16 protein-coding genes and 1 pseudogene are annotated in these 18128 nt (G+C 68.8%); 9 read left to right on the forward strand and 8 right to left on the reverse strand.

The genetic code is table 11. The annotated features are described in order from the left end of the window. The first annotated feature begins 99 nt into the window (after positions 1–99). From OG589_RS31135 to OG589_RS31150, 4 genes are all read left to right on the forward strand, one after another. A complete protein-coding gene (locus OG589_RS31135) occupies positions 100–1254 on the forward strand; it encodes a siderophore biosynthesis protein (RefSeq protein ID WP_405141510.1) in 1155 nt (384 codons plus the stop codon). Beyond that, on the forward strand, positions 1251–2906 hold the full coding sequence (locus tag OG589_RS31140) for an IucA/IucC family protein (protein WP_405141512.1): 1656 nt from the start codon (positions 1251–1253) through the stop codon (positions 2904–2906). Before OG589_RS31135 ends, OG589_RS31140 begins: the two co-directional genes overlap by 4 nt. Then, positions 2903–4792 (forward strand): IucA/IucC family protein, encoded by a 1890-nt coding sequence (locus OG589_RS31145; RefSeq protein WP_405141514.1) that lies wholly within the window; start codon positions 2903–2905, stop codon positions 4790–4792. Before OG589_RS31140 ends, OG589_RS31145 begins: the two co-directional genes overlap by 4 nt. 87 nt (positions 4793–4879) lie before the next feature. Beyond that, positions 4880–6058 (forward strand): alanine racemase, encoded by a 1179-nt coding sequence (locus OG589_RS31150; protein ID WP_405141515.1) that lies wholly within the window; start codon positions 4880–4882, stop codon positions 6056–6058. Between the two features lie 830 nt (positions 6059–6888). Here the strand turns inward: OG589_RS31150 and OG589_RS31155 are convergent. Then, a pseudogene (locus tag OG589_RS31155) lies at positions 6889–8142 on the reverse strand (RNA polymerase sigma factor); the annotation flags it as partial. A 45-nt stretch (positions 8143–8187) separates the two neighbouring features. Next, positions 8188–8520: a YciI family protein gene (locus tag OG589_RS31160; protein WP_405141516.1), complete on the reverse strand. Its 333-nt coding sequence runs from the start codon at positions 8518–8520 to the stop codon at positions 8188–8190. Between the two features lie 387 nt (positions 8521–8907). Between OG589_RS31160 and OG589_RS31165 the strand changes: the two genes are divergently transcribed. After that, positions 8908–9576 (forward strand): DUF998 domain-containing protein, encoded by a 669-nt coding sequence (locus tag OG589_RS31165; RefSeq protein WP_405141518.1) that lies wholly within the window; start codon positions 8908–8910, stop codon positions 9574–9576. Positions 9577–9653: 77 nt separating this feature from the next. Here the strand turns inward: OG589_RS31165 and OG589_RS31170 are convergent, their stop codons facing one another. The 3 genes from OG589_RS31170 to OG589_RS31180 all read right to left on the reverse strand — a co-directional run bounded on the left by OG589_RS31170 (position 9654) and on the right by OG589_RS31180 (position 12380). Then, complete coding sequence (locus tag OG589_RS31170; RefSeq protein ID WP_405141520.1) at positions 9654–9989, reverse strand: hypothetical protein; 336 nt, start codon at positions 9987–9989, stop codon at positions 9654–9656. Beyond that, complete coding sequence (locus tag OG589_RS31175; RefSeq protein ID WP_405141521.1) at positions 9986–11269, reverse strand: ATP/GTP-binding protein; 1284 nt, start codon at positions 11267–11269, stop codon at positions 9986–9988. Before OG589_RS31175 ends, OG589_RS31170 begins: the two co-directional genes overlap by 4 nt. 304 nt (positions 11270–11573) lie before the next feature. Then, the gene (locus OG589_RS31180; RefSeq protein ID WP_405141522.1) at positions 11574–12380 is read right to left on the reverse strand and encodes a carboxypeptidase-like regulatory domain-containing protein; all 807 of its coding nucleotides are present in this window, start codon (positions 12378–12380) and stop codon (positions 11574–11576) included. A 416-nt stretch (positions 12381–12796) separates the two neighbouring features. Between OG589_RS31180 and OG589_RS31185 the strand changes: the two genes are divergently transcribed. Continuing rightward, positions 12797–13714: a TIGR03619 family F420-dependent LLM class oxidoreductase gene (locus tag OG589_RS31185; RefSeq protein ID WP_405141523.1), complete on the forward strand. Its 918-nt coding sequence runs from the start codon at positions 12797–12799 to the stop codon at positions 13712–13714. Positions 13715–13806: 92 nt separating this feature from the next. Here OG589_RS31185 and OG589_RS31190 read toward each other — a convergent pair whose 3' ends face one another. From OG589_RS31190 to OG589_RS31200, 3 genes are all read right to left on the reverse strand, one after another. After that, positions 13807–14019, reverse strand: a complete 213-nt coding sequence (locus OG589_RS31190) for a DUF397 domain-containing protein (RefSeq protein ID WP_405141524.1) — start codon at positions 14017–14019, stop codon at positions 13807–13809. Positions 14020–14538: 519 nt separating this feature from the next. Further along, positions 14539–14751 carry a DUF397 domain-containing protein gene (locus tag OG589_RS31195; protein WP_405141526.1) on the reverse strand — a complete coding sequence of 71 codons (213 nt, stop codon included), beginning with the start codon at positions 14749–14751 and terminating at the stop codon, positions 14539–14541. Then, positions 14739–15566 (reverse strand): helix-turn-helix domain-containing protein, encoded by an 828-nt coding sequence (locus OG589_RS31200; RefSeq protein WP_405141528.1) that lies wholly within the window; start codon positions 15564–15566, stop codon positions 14739–14741. Before OG589_RS31200 ends, OG589_RS31195 begins: the two co-directional genes overlap by 13 nt. A gap of 107 nt (positions 15567–15673) precedes the next feature. Between OG589_RS31200 and OG589_RS31205 the strand changes: the two genes are divergently transcribed. From OG589_RS31205 to OG589_RS31215, 3 genes are all read left to right on the forward strand, one after another. Further along, positions 15674–15976: a hypothetical protein gene (locus tag OG589_RS31205; RefSeq protein WP_405141529.1), complete on the forward strand. Its 303-nt coding sequence runs from the start codon at positions 15674–15676 to the stop codon at positions 15974–15976. Next, positions 15963–16340, forward strand: coding sequence for a hypothetical protein (locus tag OG589_RS31210; RefSeq protein WP_405141531.1), 378 nt, complete (start codon positions 15963–15965; stop codon positions 16338–16340). The genes OG589_RS31205 and OG589_RS31210 overlap by 14 nt, the downstream gene beginning before the upstream one ends. Positions 16341–16565: 225 nt before the next feature. Further along, a complete protein-coding gene (locus OG589_RS31215) occupies positions 16566–18086 on the forward strand; it encodes an ice-binding family protein (RefSeq protein WP_405141533.1) in 1521 nt (506 codons plus the stop codon). The last annotated feature ends 42 nt before the right edge of the window (positions 18087–18128 follow it).

Raw genomic sequence — 18128 nt, forward strand, 5'->3', positions numbered from 1 at the left:
GGACTTTTATCGTGATTAGCATGTCGGGCAGCAGGCTGATCTCCGTACGGCTAGGATGCGCTGGTTAGGTTAGCCTTACCTGATCCGGGGGTGCCCTGCGTGCGGCTGTACCTCACCGCGCTCAATCCGACCGACTCGGTCACCGGTGGATTCCTTCCCGCGGCCCGCGCGCTGGGATGCGAGGTGACGCTGCTCACCGACCAACCGGAGCGTTTTCCCGGCGTGGAGGCGCTGCGCGCCGACGTCCGCGACGCCCGCTCGGTGATCGACACGATCGCCCGCCACCACCGGCCCGAGGCGATCTTCTCCAACTCCGACCACATCCAGCCCGAGACCGCGCTGGCCGCCGGCTATTTCGGGCTTCCCGCCAAGGACTGGCGCGCCTGCCTGACCGCCAAGAACAAGGCGCTCATGCGCGACAGGCTCGCCGCCGCCGGGGTGGAGACGGTCCGGTCCGTACGGCTGGCGCCCGGTGACCCGGTGCCCGGGGACCTGCCGTACCCGGTGGTGGTCAAGCCGCGCGAGGGGGTGGCCAGCGAGGACGTCGTCCTGGCCGGGGACGGCGGGGAGCTGGCCCGGGTCGTGGAAGGCATACGCGCCCGGCGGCCCGGCGCGACGCTGGTCGCCGAGGAGTACCTCGAAGGGCCGCTGCACACGCTCGAAACGCTGGGCGACGGCCGCGCCCTGCACGTTCTCGGCGGGTTCCGCACCACTCTGGGGCCGCTGCCGCACTTCGTGGAGGAACGGCTCGACTGGCGTCCCCCGGACCCCGCGTCGCGGGAGCACGTCCTGCGGGCTCTCGCCGCGATCGGCGTCGGCTTCGGCGCCTGCCACACCGAGTACGTCCTCACCGCGCGGGGTCCGCGCATCGTGGAGGTCAACTACCGGGTCATCGGCGACACGTGCGACTTCCTGCTCGCCGAGTTGCTCGGAGTGCCGCTCTTCGAGTGGATCCTCCGCGTCCACCTGGGCGAGCCCGCCACCACGCCCCCGCACACCCCCGCGCACGGTGCGGCCGTGAGTCTGATCGCCGGACGGTCAGGAACCATCAAGGAGGCTCCCGGAGACGTGGCGGAGACCATCGACGGCGTACGGCTCCGCCACCGGCCACTTCGGCCGGTGGGAGAGACCGTCGAGCCGACCCACACCAACCGCGACTACCTCGGCATCGTCCGCGCCGTCGGCCCGGACGAGAACGCCGTGAACCGAGCGATCGACGCCTTCCGCGCCCGCTCCCCCTGGGTGGTCGAATGACCCCCGCCACCGTCGAGTGCGACGACGCCGCCGCGGCTCCGGGGGGCGGTGGGGACACCGCCGAGTCGTACCTCGCGGCGCGCGTGCTGGACGCCCTGCTCCGGGAGGACTACGGCGGGCTGGCCGTGCGCATGACCCGCACCAAGGACGGCGTCCAGCTCGTGCTGCCCACGGGACGGCGGGTACGGCTCTCGCCCGGCCGGCTGTATCAGGACTTCGTGGTCGCGGGTGATGAGTCGCTGACGCTGGACGAGGTGCTGGGGACGCTCGCCGGGATCGCCGACCCTGCCGACGCGGGAGGGGTGGCCGCCTTCACCGAGGAGTGCCGCGCGGCCCTGCGCGCGTACGAACTGCACGACGCCCACCGAGCGCAGGTGCTCACCCGCCTCCACCACGAACCGGCGCTCCCTTCCACAGGTTCAGCGGGGGTGGGGGCCTGTTCGACCGTGGCGTACGAGACGCTCGGGGCGTTCGCCGATCATCCGGTGTATCCGACGTCGCGGTCCCGGCTCGGCCTCTCGGACGCGGAGGTGACGGCCTACGCCCCGGAGTTCGCGCCGAGCTTCGCGCTCCGCTGGGCGGCGGTGCCGATCGAGCGGGTGACCCGTTCGGGGGACCTTCCCCCCTGGTGGCCCGCCGCCGCGGACCCCTCGTACGTACCGTTCCCCGTGCACCCCTTGACGCTGCACGCGGTGCGGGACATACCCGGCGTGGTCGTCCACGACGAGCCGTACCTCGTGGTGCGGCCCACGCTGTCGATGCGCACCGTCGAGGTGGACGCCCGGACGCATCTCAAACTGCCCCTGGCCACCAGCACCCTCGGAGCGCGCAACCGCAGGTCCATCAGACCGGGCACCCTGGGCGACGGCGCGCGGGCGGAGCGGCTGCTGCGTGAGGTGCTCCTCAGGGAGCCCGACCTCGACGTGCTCCTCGCCGACGAGCAGACCTACGCCCACGCCGGCCACGAGCACCTCGGCTGGATGGTCCGCCGCCTACCCCCCGGAGAGATCGTCTCGGTCGCCGCCCTGCTCGCCCCATCCCCCGCACGGCCAGGGTCTCGGGTGCTCGATGCCCTGGCCGGACGGCATTGCGAGGGGAACGTCGGCGCGTTGCTCGCCGGCTACCTCCGCGTGCTGTTCGCGTGGAACGTCAGGCTGTTCGTGACCTACGGCGTCGCACTGGAGGCGCACCAGCAGAACCTCTCCCTGGTCTTCGGCGACGGGACGACGCGGTTGCTGGTCAAGGACAACGACGGGCTGCTCGCCTCGCCGGACCGGCTGCTCGCGGCGGGCCTGTCCGTACCGGACTTCGCCGACCGGCGCCTGCTGACCGATGACCCGCACGCCCTCGCGGACGTGTTCGTGACGATCACCCTGCACCTGGCCGCCGCCGCGATCGCGTTCGGCGCCGGCCACGGCGAGCTGGTCGCCGAGGCCCTCGAAGGCGCCCTCGCCCCGTACGGCGGCCATCCGATGGCCCGGCTGCTGCGGGCCCGGACGCTCGACGCCGCGCGGCTGGTCGGCAAGTCCATGGTCAGCGCGGGAACCCTGGTGGACCGGGCGCGCATCGGCGCCGCCGACATCAACAAGCACTACGGCACCAGCGGCCCGAACTACCTGCGCCGCCATCCTCGCAGAGAGGCGAACCAATGAACGGCGTCGCGCTCGACTCCCCCAGCCTCGGCTCCCCCGCCCGCGGATCTTCCGGTCTGGTGGAGGGAGTTTCCGAGGCGAAGGGCGTGTCCGAGGAGGTCGCGCGGGGGATCGCGGAGGAGGCCGCGCTGGCGGCCCTGCTTCGCTGCTGCGTACGCGAGGTGGCGGGCCCGCGCGGCCAGGTGTGGGCCGCCGCGCCCTTCCTGCTGCTGCGCCTGGCGGCGAACCTCATCCGCGTGCCCACCTCGGGTGGCCTCGCGCTCCGCTTCGACGGCCCGGCCGAACGGCTGGAACGCGGCTCCTGGCGCCTTCTGTCCGTAGACCACCTCGTACACCTCGTCGAGACCGAGCTCGCGGGCCAGGACGATCCCGCCGGCGCGGTTGGCGTCGCGGGGTACAACGGGGAGTTCGCCGGGCAGGTGGGGGGTAGCCGGGCGGCGGTCGCGACGCTGCTGCGCGTGCGGGCGTCCGCCACGCCGCCTGAGGACCCGTGGCTGGCCTCGGAGCAGGCGCTGGTCTTCGGGCACCCGTTCCATCCCTCGCCGAAGTCCCGCGGAGGCTCGGCATGGGTGCGGTACGCGCCGGAGGCGCACGCCGCGTTCCCGCTCCGGCTGCTCGGCGTGCGGGACGACCTGGTGGCGTCCGGGGGCGATCCCGGGGTCCTCGACAGGCTCGGCCACGCGCCCGCCGGGTACACGCTGCTGCCCGCCCACCCGTGGCAGCTCGAACTGCTCGGCGCGGAGCTGGCCGCCCCGTTCGCGGACGGCCGGCTCGTGGACCTCGGGTACAGCACCCGGCCGGCGGTCCCCACCTCGTCGGTACGGACGGTGTACGAGCCGCACATCGGCAAATGCCTGAAGTTCAGCATCGATGTACGGATCACCAACTGCGTGCGGAAGAACGCCTGGTACGAGCTGACCGCGGCGGCCGAGCTGACCAGGCGACTGGAACCGGTCTTCGGCGACCTGGCCGAGCGCTTCCCGGGGACCGGCTGGCTTCCCGAGCCCGGATACCGTTCGGCGTCGCTCGGCACGCGCCTGCTCGAAGGCCTCGGAGTGATCGTCCGCTCCAGCCCATGGGAGGTCACCGGGCCGGGCGTCACACCCGTACTGGCCGGGGCCCTGGCCGCACTCGGCGATGGCACCCGGCACGCGGGCAGAGGCACCGGAGACCCGACCGGGAGCATCGGAGGAACGAGCCAGGGCACCGGAGACGCGGACGATGGGATCCGAGGCGCGGCCGGGGGCGAAGGTGAGGCAGCGGGAACGGGAGACGTCCTGGGGGCCTCGGTGGGTGCGATGCGGCGGGATCCGGTGGGTTGGTGGGGGGCGTACGTCGAGCGCGTCGCGCTGCCGGTGCTGGACGCGTACTTCCGGCACGGCGTGGTGCTGGAACCCCATCTGCAGAACGTGCTCGTGGGCATCGACCCCGCAGGCATGCCAGTTGAAGCCATATTTCGGGATATGGAGGGCACCAAGCTGGTCGCCGGGCGCCACGACCTATCGGGCCTGCCCAATCTGGTCGCGGCAGCAGCCACCTATGACGCCACGCGCGGCTGGAACCGCGTGGTCTACTGCATCATGGTGAACCATCTCCCCGAGATCGCGGCCACGGTGGCAAGATCGGCGAAAGTCCACCGCGAAACGACCACCGAGCCGGCGGCATCCCGTGGCGAAGACGAGTTGCTTCGCGAGCTGTGGGCCGACACGCGCGCACGGGTCGCCCGGTACGCCGACGAGAACGGCCGGCCGCTGCTCCTGGACGACCTGCTGGCCGGGGTCCCCCTGCCCGCCAAGGCGAATCTGTCGGCCCGGTGGGCCCGCTCATCCGACCGCGACGCCGGGTACGTCCCCGTAGCCAACCCTTTCGCAGGATGGCCCACGTGATCGTCCCCGTGGCCGGTTCCGTTGAAGGAGGGGTCTTGTGATTGTCTCGATGGTTCCCGTCGTCGGCGGTTCCGTGGGAGGGCGGGCGTGATCGTTCCTGATCGGGTCCGGGAGCGGGCTCTTCGGCTCGCTGACGCGCTGCCCGCCTACGTGTACGACATGGCGGCCCTGGACCGGCACGCGTCCGCCGTGCGGCGGGCGTTGCCCGGCGTCGAGATGTACTACGCGGTCAAGGCCAACCCCGACCCGGCGCTGTTGCACGCGCTGGCCCCCTATGCCGACGGCTACGAGGTGTCCTCCAGCGGCGAGGTCGCCCACGTGCGCTCGGTGCTGCCGGACGCCCGGCTCGCCCTGGGAGGTCCGGGCAAGACCGACGCCGAGCTGGCTCTCGACGTCCATCGCACGCACGTCGAGAGCCCGGGCGAGCTGCGCCGCCTCATCGACATCGGCAGGCCGGTGGACGCGCTGCTGCGGGTCAACCTGGACGTCCCTGTGGAGGGCGCGCCGCTCACGATGGGCGGCGGTGCGACGCCGTTCGGCATGGACCCCGACGGGGTCAGCGAGTGCCTGGAGCTGATCCGGGGCCAGAACAGGGTACGGCTGCGCGGCGTCCACGCTCACCTGGCCAGCGGGCTCCGGGCCGGCGAGCTGCTCGACCTCGCCAAGGCCGTGCTGTCCTTCGGCCGCGAGCTGGAGGCGGCCGAGATCAATCTCGGCGGCGGGATGGCCGTGTCGTACACCGACCCCGAGGAGCGGTTCGACTGGGAGGCTTACGGCGAGGGCCTCGCCGAGCTGCGGCAGCCGGGCGAGACGCTGCGCATCGAGCCCGGGCGGGCGCTGACCGCCTACTGCGGCTGGTACCTCACCCGCGTGCTCGACGTGAAGCGCGTACACGGCGAGGTGTTCGCCGTGGTCACCGGTGGCACCCACCACCTGCGCACCCCGGTGGCGAAGGGCCACGACCAGCCCCTCGCCGTACTGCCCACGGGCCGCACGGGCACGAGGCTCACCGGAGCCACCGGAGCCGGGGTCACCGGCACTGGGGTCACCGGAGCTGAAGGCGCCCGGGTCGGGGGGGTTACTGATGAGCCGGTTACGGTTGTCGGGCAGCTTTGCACGCCCAAGGATGTGTTCGCGCGCAGAGTGCCCATGTCGGTGAATGTGGGCGACATCATCGCGTTCGGCATGGCCGGCGCCTATGCCTGGACCATCTCCCACCACGACTTCCTCATGCACCCGAAGCCGGGCTTCCACTACCTGACCTGACGCGGCGCGCTCCCCCCGGCGCGGAGCTGGTTGAGGGTATGGCCCGTGGCCTGCTTGAACAGGTACTCCGCGCGTTCGTACGAGAGCCTGCGGCGGCCGGTCTCCGGGCACAGATCGCCGGGGGCGGGGGGACGCCCGGGGCCGGGCCTGCGGTCCGACAGGAACAGGGGGCCGCGACGGCGGCCCGCGATGAGGCGAGGGAGCAGCTCTGCGGTGCCGGACCGCCAGTGGATCCAGCCCGGCCCGGTGGACACCCTCCCGCGCATCCTGGCCAGGTCGAGGTCCTCCACGTTGAGCGCGAGCGCGGAGCCCACACCCGCCGCGCTCTCGTAGAGCAGCGTCCACAGGGCACGCTCGCGCGGGGCGACGCCCGGCCGTTGCCACAGCTCCTCGAAACGCCGCCGGTCGATGGGACGCGTACGTCCCCGGGGCTCTGGCCTGCGCTCGATCGCGGCGGCCAGGTCACCGGACGGGCGGCTCTGGTCACCGGACGGGCGGCTCTGGGTGGCGGTCCAGGTGGAGAAGGAGCGGACGGCGCCGCGGTGCCGGTTCCAGGTCGCGGCGGCGGCGGTCCCCCAGGCGGCGATGAAGGCCTCGGCGACCTGCTCGGCGGTCACGTCCGCCAGCGGGACGTCGTCCCCGAGGACACGGCGCAGCCTGCTCATGGTCTGGCCGTACGAGCGGACGGTCGCGGCGTCCAGGTCGTCACGGGCGAGGAAGGCGCTCGCGGCCCCGGCCAGGGTGACGACCGTACCCGGCGCAGTCCTCACAGCCGCCGCGATCCCCTCGGTCGCCGCAGTCCCCCTGGCCTCGGTACGGACGGCGGTGGCGCAGGCTGCGGCGCGTTCCAGGAGGATCGTGCGTTCGGGCAGGTTGAGGGTGAGGGCCGCGGCGCGTTCGAACTCCCGCCTGGCCTCGGCGTGGCGGCCGAGCCTGGCCAGCAGGTCGCCGCGCACGCTCGGCAGGCGGTGGTAGCCCTTGAGCGCCGGTTCGGTGACCAGCGTGTCGGCGAGCGCCAGTCCCGCCTCGGGGCCGTGCGCCATGGCCAGCGCGACGGCGCGGTTGAGCTGCACGACCGGCGTGGGCAGCACCCGGGCGAGGGTCTCGTAGAGGGCGGCGATCTGCGCCCAGTCGGTGTCCTCCGCCGTGCGGGCCCGCGCGTGGCAGGCGGCGATGGCGGCCTGCAGGACGTACGGGCCGAGGGGACCGCCGGACTCCCTGGCGCGCAGCATGGCCGCGAAGCCCCGGCGGATGTGAAGCTGGTCCCAGCGTCCGCGATTCTGCTCGTGCAGCGCGACGGGCTCCCCGGACGGGCCCGTCCGCGCGGCCAGCCGCGAGGTCTGGAGCTCCATCAGCGCGACCAGGCCGTGCACTTCGGCCTCGCCGGGCGCCAGTCCGGCCAGCAGCCGGCCGAGGCGCAGGGCCTCGTGGCAGAGATCCTTGCGCATCCAGCCGTCGCCGGCGGTCGCCGCGTACCCCTCGTTGAAGATGAGGTAGACGACTTCCAGGACGGACGACAGACGGTCCGCCCGGTCCGGCCCCTCGGGAACCTCGAAGGGAATCTTGAGGGTCGCGATGGTGCGCTTGGCCCGGACGACGCGTTGTGCGACGGTCGGCTCTGATACGAGGAACGCGCGCGCGATCTCCTCGGTGCGCAGGCCGCCGAGCAGCCGCAACGTCAGCGCCACCCGGGACTCGGCGGACAGCGCCGGGTGGCACGAGACGAACATCAGGCGCAGGACGTCGTCGCCCACCTCGCCGTCGAGGGTCGCGTCGAGGTCGTCCTCGGCGGTGTCCTGCCGCGTGGTGAGCTCGTGGGCGAGCAGCTCGTGCCCCCGGCCGAGCCGCTCGTCTCGCCGCAGCCGGTCGATGGCGCGTCGCTTGGCGACGGCCATGAGCCAGGCGCCCGGATTATCCGGGACACCCGACTCCGGCCACTGTTCGAGGGCGGCGAGGAGCGCGTCCTGCGCGAGCTCCTCGGCCTGCCCCACATCGCCCACCATCCGGACGAGCCCGGCGACGACCCTCGCCGACTCCATCCTCCAGACCGCGTCGACCGCGCGGTGGGCGTCCCCGGACGTCACGTGCTCGATCAGAGCACCCACCCGGCCGGACGCGCAAGCACCCGATCAGTCCTCGGGGCCGAAGACCTGCTGGATGTCACCCTCACCGTCACCGATGATCTTCCAGAAGCGCCGGGTGAGCTCGATGGCCTCCTCCTTCGAGCGCGCCTCGATCAGCGCGAAGCTGACGATCGCCTCCTTCGCCTCGGTGAACGGCCCGTCGGTGACGGTGATCTCGCCCCTCGATGCCGAGACGTGGGTGCCCGCCGGGTCCAGGCCGCCGGTCGCGAGCAGCACTCCCGCCCGGGTCATCTCCTCGATGAACGCGGCCATCTCGGCGTAGACCCGCTCGTCCGGGGGCGCCGCGTCGCCGGCCTTGGTCGTCATGAGGAATCGCATATCCGTATCTCCTTCTGGTGCCAGATGAACGGCCTTCGCCGGTCTCTGGCTACGCGTCGATCCGGCGCGGCGAGAATCGACACCACGCCATCTGACCAGGTCGTGAGCCTACATGTGACAGGGAATGCGATGTGACAGGGAATGCGAAGGGCTTCCATCTCTTCGCAGCTCAGGGGGTTGACGGCACAGCGGCGTCGAGTTCCGGCCTTCCCGTTCGACGCGTCAGCGAGGCCGGGCGAACCGGCGTATCGAACGACACGGCGACGGACCTCCGTCGCACGAACGAACACGGCGACGGGCCTCCGTTCGTCCGAAACGAGCACGACGGACCTCCGTCGTACGAAACGGACACGGCGCTGGATCACCGTCGTACGAGAGGAAGCAGCCATGACCGCCGTCCAGTCCGGCACCACCCTCCCCACCACCGCGACCCCCGGGACGCGCACCCTGCTCGCCTGCTCCGCCGGCGCGGCCGTACTCTTCTCGGTCGTGTCTCTGGCGCAGGCCTTCACCCGCGAGGGCTTCGACGTGCTCCGGCACCCGCTGAGCATGCTGAGCACCGGCGACCTCGGCTGGCTCCAGATCGCCAACTTCCTGGTGAGCGGCGCGCTCACGATCGCGGGAGCCGTCGGTTTCCGCCGCGTCATGCGCGGCACGCCCGGCGGTACGTGGGCGCCCCGCCTGATCCTGGTCAACGGCGTCACGATGATGACCGCCGGAGTCTTCGTCATGGACCCGGGCGACGGCTTTCCCGTGGGCACCCCGCTCGGCCAGGGGACCTCGATGAGCTGGCACGCCCTCATGCACATGGTCAGCGGCTCGATCGCGTTCACCGCGCTCATCGCCGCCTGCTTCGTCCTGGGTCGCCACTACTCCCGCGCCGGCCGCCCGGCCTTCGCCGCCGCCTCGCGGCTCAGCGGTCTGATCTTCGTCCTCGGCGACGGCTGGGCGATGTCAGGTGGGCGCGCCGGCTCCCTGACCCTGGCCATCGGCGCGATCACCGGGATGGCCTGGGGCGGCGTGGCGGCACTCCAGATGCGGTCCACACTGCGGTGAACATCCCCCTGGCCGGAACTCCGTCAGCGACAAAGGCGGCGGTCCGGCCTGGGGCTGTTCGTAGAGCCGGGCCATCGTCATCTCTGCCCGCCCGAGACACGGACATCATGCTCCGCCAACGCGTCGATGAGCCTCCAAACGGATGTGCTCGGGTTCATTTCCACTATGGACGGCTTGTCCTGATGGATGCGATCCAGACGTATCGCACGCTCGCGAGCGGCTGCATACCTGTTTTCCAGCTCCGCGTAGTCAGGTCCGTTCTTCTTCTTGGCCGTATTTCGCAGGGCCGCGCGCGCCTGTTCGAAGTATCTCCTCTCGGTGAGCCGGCCTTCACAATAGATGGAGAACGTGGCCAGCGGCTCCCTTTTACCGGCATGGCGGTTGAGCCTGTTTTTCGCCATACGAGAGGTCACGCCTCCGAAATCGTGGACACGAGACTTTCATCTATGAACGGGACGCCGCCGTAGCGCCCCTTCAGATAGGACCTCTCCACGTTGTCCAAGCCATCTCGCACACGATACTCAGTCAGCGGATAAAGGACGGTCGCTCCCGCCCGGTTCTTCTCCGTCAGCCATACCTGGTCACGCCTCAGCCGGGCGGGGGCGTTCGGGCCGAGCAGGGTGACGTCATGCGAGTTGAACAGAAGCTGGCCCCCTTTGGAATTCGTCACCGAATCTTGGAAGAGTTTGACGAGATGGCCCGTGAGGAGTGGATGAAGCCGCGCGTCGATCTCGTCCACAACCAGCACGCCCCCGGAGACAAGAGTGGTGAAGACGGGGCCCACGAACTCCAGCCACGTCTGGGTCCCCGAGGACTCGACCTCGAGCGGAAGAACCCCCTCGCCGTCCTCGACGGCATGCACGAGCTCGATCTCGGGCCTGAGCAGAATATCGGCTGGATCGATATCGATCTCATCGACCTGAAGTATCCGGAGCGCGTCGGCGATCCGTCGTCCCTCTTCCGGTGAGACGTCATGACGAGATATTCGCACATCCCTGATCCCGAAGTCCGCGAATTCGATGAGCCGCAGGATCGTTCGCCTGGACACCTCGTGATCGAGAAGATGGAGCGTCTCCTCGAGCCTGCCACTGTTGTTCCCCTCGATCGCCACACGGCAGTCTCGGCCGAACCACTCATAAACGGGCGAAAGCTGCGCATGATTGTTCGCCGCAGCGGCGGACAGGAACAGGCTGTTCGGCCTCACGAGCCGGGCGATGGACTTGCGTGGCCCGGAGAAGTGCGGGCCGAACTTGATATCGTCGCCGGTGCGGTGGAATATCCTGCGCACCCTGCCTTCCGGGTAAGAATGAAGCCACTCGCTCAGGAACGTGTCGTCGTCACACGAGAATCCATACTGATAATGGATGTTATCGACGACAATGTCCACCTCGAAGGTGGTCGGCCCTCCCCTGGAAGCACTGTCGAGCAGGAACGGGCTTCGCTTGATCTTCTGGCCCGGCAGCCAGCGCTGGTGGGACAGCCGAACCGCCTGAATCATGAAATTTAGGGCATGAAGGATATTCGATTTGCCCGAGGCGTTGGGCCCGAAGATACCGACGGCAGGCAGGGCCTTGAGATGAGCCCCCGGGATCTCGGTGAGAGCGATCGACTCGTCCTTGTCCAGTGCGACCATGCTCAGCTCTTGGCGGTCCCGAATGGATCTGAAGTTCGCCACCGCGAAGTCGATCAACATCAGATCCTGCCCTCAGTAGGGAGCAACATGCAAGCAGGATACCGCTCACGTCATTTTCTGCTAGATGAAGGCTTCAAATGCCGACCAATGTGCGACCAGGATGCGCTGGAGTCTTGGGTGATCGCCCGCCCGGCACCCGATTGACGGGTGGGCCGCCTGCTGCCCGCCCGCACTGCCCGCAACCCCGCAACGCGTCGAGTGGGGACCATCGGGCTAAGCGTCAGGCCGGTTTCCGCCGGCGAGCGAGGGGCTTCGGAGTTCGGCGGTCGTCTCTTCGACCTGCGGGCGTCGGTCCTAGAACTTTCTAGGGCTTGAGGTCGAGTTCGATGCGGTGGGAGGTGGTCAGGAAGCGCTCGAAAACGGTGACGACGGCCTCGGCGTACTCGCCGGTGTCGCGGAGCCGGATCCGGAGGGGGCGCCCGAGGCTCTCGGCGGTGATCCGGTACCGGCCGATCGGGATGTCCGTCAGGCCGGGTCCGTCGGCGGTGCGCTCGGCTCGCCGCGTGATGACCTCACCGGCCGACCCGTCGATCAGCGGTCCCTGGGGGGTCAGGGTGAGAGTGACGTCCTCCTCGCGCAGGTAGTCATCCGGGTTCGGCAGATCCCAGACGTCCATGTTGAAGAGCACCAGGCTTCCGTAGAAGCCCAGCCCGTCGGACCTCTCGCCGGTGAGCCGCCAGGTGAAGTCGCGAACCGCGCCGGTCGGACCGGCGAAGGACGTGTCGTCGTGGGGGGTGAGCTGCATCGTGTAAACGCGGCCCTCGAAGCGCCGGGTCACGGTGCCGGACACCTGGAACGTGGCCGTGGCGACGTTGGTGCTCACCCGGTAGCGACCGTCCGCGTCGGTCATCACGACCAGATTGCTGTTGTGCAGGAACTGGTTGTCGGCGACGATCTCCGCGCCCGCGATGGGCCGGCCCGCCGCGTCGACGACCCGGCCCTTGAGCACCCCGGCCTCCACCCCCGCCGTGGTCTCCTGCCCGGTTGTCGTCTCCTGCCCCGTTGTCGTCTCCTGTCTGGCACCGGTCGTACCCATCACCTGTTCCCCGCCTCCACCTGCGCAGCCGCTGAGGACCGCGATCAGAACACCCGCGACAATCACTTCACGCACGCCGCTCACGCTAGGTGGATGATCTTGTATTCCACTTGGAACGGACCGCCAGAGACGCAGTTCGCACGAACTCAGGCTTCAGCGGTGCGGGCTGCGGTGACGATGTGAGTCCCTTCGCGGGGGACCTGGCAATCGCGATCGGCGTGGCCTCGGACCAGGCATTCCGCTTCGACGGCGGTTTCAAGGCGGAGGTCGACCCGGCCGGTGGAGCTGCCCGACCTGGTGACCCCCGGGCCCACTCCGGGATCCCCATAGTCGCATCGCGGCCGGTCAAGCCAGGCCCAAGTCCTATCCAAGGGGTGCCGCCTAACGTCTCCCTGGACGCTCGACCGGGAGCGTCCAGGGAGTGAGATGCGTACGCGGTAGGCACCTCATTTCTGACCGGCTTTCCACGGCGAAGTTCCAAGGAATCTCTCATGCAGATCGGATACACAGTCCCGCAGTACGGCGCCTTCGCCGACCCGGATTTCATCCGGCAGGCCAGCACGGATCTGGAGGCCATGGGCTACAACAGCCTGTGGGCGGGTGATCGAATCATGGTGCCGCTCGCACCCAGCGACCCCTACCCGGGAGGAGACGGCACGATCCCCCCGGCCTTCTCGACGTTCTTCGACCCGCTGACCGCATTGACGCTGGCCGCCGTCAGCACGCGGGAGGTCCGGCTGGGAACCAGCACGCTCAACGCGTTGTGGCAACCGCCGGTCCTGCTCGCCCGCATGCTGACCTCGCTCGACCTGCTCAGCCGCGGACGGCTGGACGTCGGCATCGGCCTCGGATGGCTGCGTGACGAATACACCGCGACCGGGGTGCCCTGGCAGGGAAGGGGAGCCCGGCTCGAAGAGACGCTCGACGTGATGGAGGCCGCCTGGGGCAGCGAGGTGGTCGAGCACAAGGGCACGCTCTGGACCGTGCCGCCGTCGCACATCGACCTCAAGCCCTTCCAGCGCCCGCGCCCCCCGATCCTGCTCGCCGGTTACACGCCCCCGGCTCTGGAGAGGATCGGCCGGCGAGCCGACGGCTGGCTGTGCGTGCCACTGCCCATGCCCTATCTGACCTCCCTGTGGGATGTGGCGCTGCAGAGCGCGGCACGTGCCGACCGGGATCCCTCGGCCCTGCGGATGGTGGTGCGCATCAATCCGATGATCACCGATTCTCCCGCGCCCGACGACCAGGTGCCGTACGTCGGAACCGTGCAGCAAATCGGTGACTACATGCTGGCCATCGCCGAGGCCGGTGCCCACGAGGCGTTCGTCGACCTGCAGACGACGACGTCCTCGCGCGATCAGTTCATGGACGTCGCGCACCAGCTCATCACCAGGCTGCACGCCGGCTGATACCGCGCGCCCAGCCCACGCTCGGCACCATGGCACCGCAGGCGCATCCAGTTGGCCTGCTGACATGTCCACCCGGCATCGCTTGCCCAGGTTCAGGCGGGCAGGCCGCCGAACTCGCCGTTCTTCACGCTCGTGCGAAACGCATCCCACTCAGCGGCGGTGAACCGCAACACCGGCCCGTACGGACGCTTGCTGTCACGGATCGCCATACCCTTGCCGGACAACGAGGCGACCTCCACACACTCGCCACCGTTGTCGCCGCTGCGTGAGGACTTGATCCACCTGGCGTTCGTCAGGTCGTCCATTTCTGCACCACTCTCCTTGATCCGATTCCGTGCGGACGAGAAAGGTCGCCTCCGTTCGGAATGGCCCAGCGGGGACGGCTGCAAACATCAACCGTCGTTACGCCCTGAATCGCTTGGGCCGAGCTCGATTCTTGATCGGCGGGCAAGTTTTCCAGGCAGATGTACGGACCGTTCCTGCATCTATCGCCCGCCCGGCACCCAATTGACGGGTGAGCCACCTGCCACCCACCCACACCGCCCCCACCCCAACAACGCACCGAGTGAGACCCACCGGGTGAAGCGCCAGGCCCGTCTTCACCGGCAAGCCAAGGGTGCCCGATGGGGCAATGGACGCCTTCGCGGGAAGTCACGACCTGGGTGGGAAGCACCGGCTCACCACCCACACGGGTGCCGGGCGGGACGAACAACCCGACCGCCCCAACACCACACGACTCCACGCGACAAGCCGACCAGCCGACAAGCCGCATGCGGAAGGGCCCGCATCCGGGAGGTGCGGGCCCTTCGCTTGATTGCTTGGGCTCAGGCGGGCAGGTCGCCGAACTCGCCGTTCTTCACGCCGTTGCGGAACGCGTCCCACTCAGCACCGGTGAACCGCAACACCGGCCCGTACGGACGCTTGCTGTCACGTACCGCCATACCTTTGCCGGACAAGGAGGCGACCTCCACGCAGTCGCCGCCGTTGTCGCCGCTGTGTGAGGACTTGACCCACCTGGCGTTCGTCAGGTCGTCCATTTCTGCACCCACTCCTTGATCCGATTCAGTGACCCATCGTTCGGAAGCGCGCTCGTTCGTATCGCTTCGTACCGTATCTGGATGTCTCGCACTTCCCTGGGCTGGGCCGTCACCTGCCCCTTTCCGGCGGAATCAAGGTAGACAACTTCGCGACCGCCTTGCACCTGCGCGAGGATGAAACCTCCCAGCAATCCTGCGGTGCAAGGCGCACTCAGCGGGACTACCTGAAGCGTGATACATGGATGTTCGGCCATAGTCAAGAGTTGTTTCAGCTGCTCTTCCATGACGGCCGGGCCGCCTATGGGGCGCTGGAAAACTCCCTCGTCCAGCACCGCCCACATCACCGGGGGGTGCTTGCGCGAGAAGAGCGCTTGTCGATCGAGTCGAGCCTCCACCGCCTTGTCGATCTCCTCCCGTGACATGCCCGGCCTTCCAAGGAAAACGGCCCGCGCGTAGTCGGCGGTCTGGAGGAGTCCAGGGACGAGGTTCGGCTGCCAGGTACGCAGCGTCACCGCCTGCTGCTCGGCCTCCAGCCACGGATAGAACCAGCGCTGGTTCCCGTCGGATCGGCATAGCTCCCACACCTGGAGTAATGCCCCATTAACTCCCAGAGCCGCGTCACACTGCTCGACGAACCCTCGTTGCTGCGGCAGGCGGAGCCCTCTTTCGATGGCCCCCATCGCCGCTCCGGTGTAACCGATCCTGCGCCCCAGTTCGGACTGGGTGACTCGCACTTCCTGACGGAGTCTTCGCAGCTCGAACCCGAAACGGGCTGCCGGCGAGGTCTCCGGATTGGTCGTCGGTTGTCGCGGCACCTGACCTCCACGCAACGGAATGCAACTGGATGCGATGGGGCACAACAACGGAATCACTACGTTGTTGTCACCATTCCCTTACGCAGGGTAGAGGTTCGGCGGCAACCTTGGAAAGGCCAATCGAAACCGTCAACGAAATGGTGGCCGCCATGCCACGGGCAATTACCCTGCATAAGATTCCGCATCACAAGAAATTCGTACAACCCGCCCAGGACACCGAAACCGTGCTGAACGCGGTGAATCGCGAGACCGTACGCCGGTCCGTCGAGACCGAGATGGCGTGGCAGCGCGCCGTACGCCAGATGCGGGCGCGGGGCCTTTCACGCGTGGAACTCGACGACGCGGCCAGGGTGCTCGGCCGGCTTCCCCTCACCGACGACGAATGGGCGGAGATCGATGAAGCCAGATGAGATCGTCTCCGAGAGCAGGGCGAACGAGGACGCCGACCTGCTCGCCATCCTGCACCGCCATCTGGCCGGTGAAGGCATCCGGTGCCACATCTTCAAAAGGGTGCGGCTCGCGATCGGCACCGAAACCATCCCACCGCAGCGCGCCTACAACCCCACGGAGATGATCGTCTACGGCGCGGACGCGAAAGGGCGGGCGAAGGTCACCGTACGCACGAGACTGTGGGGCACGGCCATCATGATCACTCCTGCGGGGGACATGCCGGAGTTCCAGTTCCCCGTGCAACAGGTCTCCGAAATCCTCCGCTGGCTCGGCCTGCTGGCCCAGGACGACCTCAGCCTTGGGGACTGCCATCCACACCCCTGAGATCGGGTCATCACCACACCGTCGTCACGCCGACGATGCCCGCGTCCACCCCGCCGCACAACAGCCGTAGCGATATTCCCATTATATCGGCAAATAGTCGCCGGATTTAAATCTTCCGCATGTCGGACAATAAGCACGACGCCATGAATACGTACAGTCGGAAACAATGGCGCATCGTGTACTACGCGTCTGGACGGAGCAATACAAAAAACAGAGGACAGCTTTATGATATATGTCAGTCGCCGTCGCGCCGTGCCGCGAAATACCGCCCGTTCCTGGCTGGCCGCGACTCTCACGGCCATCGTCGCCATGGGGCTCGTCGTCGCGACGCCACACGCCGCCGGGGCGGCGCAGGCCCCGGTGGGGCTCGGCACGGCCACCAGCTACGCAGTTCTCGCCGGCTCCGCGGTCACCAACACCGGCCCCACCGTGGTCACCGGAGATCTCGGACTGAGTCCCGGTTCGGCGGTGACCGGGTTCCCGCCCGGCGCCGTGATCGGAAGCGTCCACGTGGCCGACGCCGCCGCCGTACAGGCCCAGGTCGACCTGACCACCGCCTACAACGACGCCGCGGGCCGTACTCCCGTCACCGTGGTGCCCACGGAGCTCGGCGGGACCCCCTTGACGCCAGGTGTCTACAGCTCCGCCGCGGGCACCCTGGGGATCACGGGGAACCTGACCCTCGACGCCCAAGGCGACCCGAACGCGGTCTTCATCTTCAAGGCGGCCTCGACCCTTATCACCGCGTCCGCCAGCACGGTGACCCTTGTCGGGGGTGCCCAGGCGTGCAACGTCTTCTGGCAGGTCGGCAGCTCGGCCACTCTGGGGACGAGTTCCAGCTTCGTCGGGACGATCCTGGCGCTCACGTCGATCACCGTGAACACCGGCGTGACCGTGAACGGCCGGCTGCTCGCCCGCAACGGCGCCGTCACCCTGAACTCGGACAACATCACGCGGACCGACTGCCTGATCGCGCCTGACAGGACGACCACCACCACGCTGACCTCGTCGTCACCCACGGCTCAGGTGGGAAATCCGGTCACGTTCACCGCGAAGGTGACATCCACCTCCGGGCCCATCCCCATGGGCACGGTCAACTTCACCTCCGACGGAATGAGCATCGGCACTGTCCCCCTGGACGCGAGCGGCAACGCGTTGTTGACCGTCTCGAACCTGCCCATCGGCACACACCAGATCGTCGCCACCTATTCGGGCTCGGGGCAGTTCAATTCCAGCACCTCACCGACGTTGACCCAGGTCATCGTCAGCGGCCCCATCCCGCCCACTCCTCCGCCCACTCCCACACCGACCCCCACGCCGACCCCCACGCCGACCCCCACGCCGACACCGACACCGACACCGACACCGACACCGACGCCGACCGTCGTGCCCGGCTCGGTGGCGAAGGGCAACGAGGAGGAATGCAAGGAAGACCAGGCAGACGAGGGGAGGCCGACGAACGCGAACGAGGCCAAGGCCCGCGATCACAAACGGCGGGAATGGGACCGCAGGCACCACCGCAGGGAGCACGGTCGCCTGGTGACCATCCAGACGCTCCACACCCTTCACGGAGTGATCAGTGAAGGTGCGCACGGAGGCCACCACAGCACCTATGGGAACAGATCCGCACATCACAAGGGCCACCATCACGTCTATCACAAGGCCCAGAAGCACAAGCGCCCGCACTTCCGCGTGCATCACAAGAAACACCCGAAAGAGCGCGCCAGAATCGCCATAACCGGCTGACCCACCCGACCAATGACACTGGGCCCCGCTGTCTAAAGGGCG

Source organism: Sphaerisporangium sp. NBC_01403, from assembly GCF_045040145.1.
Lineage (GTDB): Bacteria > Actinomycetota > Actinomycetes > Streptosporangiales > Streptosporangiaceae > Sphaerisporangium > Sphaerisporangium viridialbum.

Bases quoted from the DNA above. Each gene is read 5' to 3' on its own strand.
- OG589_RS31140 (WP_405141512.1), top strand. From the start codon at position 1,251: ATGACCCCCGCCACCGTCGAGTGCGACGACGCCGCCGCGGCTCCGGGG.
- OG589_RS31145 (WP_405141514.1), top strand. From the start codon at position 2,903: ATGAACGGCGTCGCGCTCGACTCCCCCAGCCTCGGCTCCCCCGCCCGC.
- OG589_RS31160 (WP_405141516.1), bottom strand. From the start codon at position 8,520: ATGCGATTCCTCATGACGACCAAGGCCGGCGACGCGGCGCCCCCGGAC.
- OG589_RS31165 (WP_405141518.1), top strand. From the start codon at position 8,908: ATGACCGCCGTCCAGTCCGGCACCACCCTCCCCACCACCGCGACCCCC.
- OG589_RS31175 (WP_405141521.1), bottom strand. From the start codon at position 11,269: ATGTTGATCGACTTCGCGGTGGCGAACTTCAGATCCATTCGGGACCGC.
- OG589_RS31185 (WP_405141523.1), top strand. From the start codon at position 12,797: ATGCAGATCGGATACACAGTCCCGCAGTACGGCGCCTTCGCCGACCCG.
- OG589_RS31190 (WP_405141524.1), bottom strand. From the start codon at position 14,019: ATGGACGACCTGACGAACGCCAGGTGGATCAAGTCCTCACGCAGCGGC.
- OG589_RS31195 (WP_405141526.1), bottom strand. From the start codon at position 14,751: ATGGACGACCTGACGAACGCCAGGTGGGTCAAGTCCTCACACAGCGGC.
- OG589_RS31210 (WP_405141531.1), top strand. From the start codon at position 15,963: ATGAAGCCAGATGAGATCGTCTCCGAGAGCAGGGCGAACGAGGACGCC.
- OG589_RS31215 (WP_405141533.1), top strand. From the start codon at position 16,566: ATGATATATGTCAGTCGCCGTCGCGCCGTGCCGCGAAATACCGCCCGT.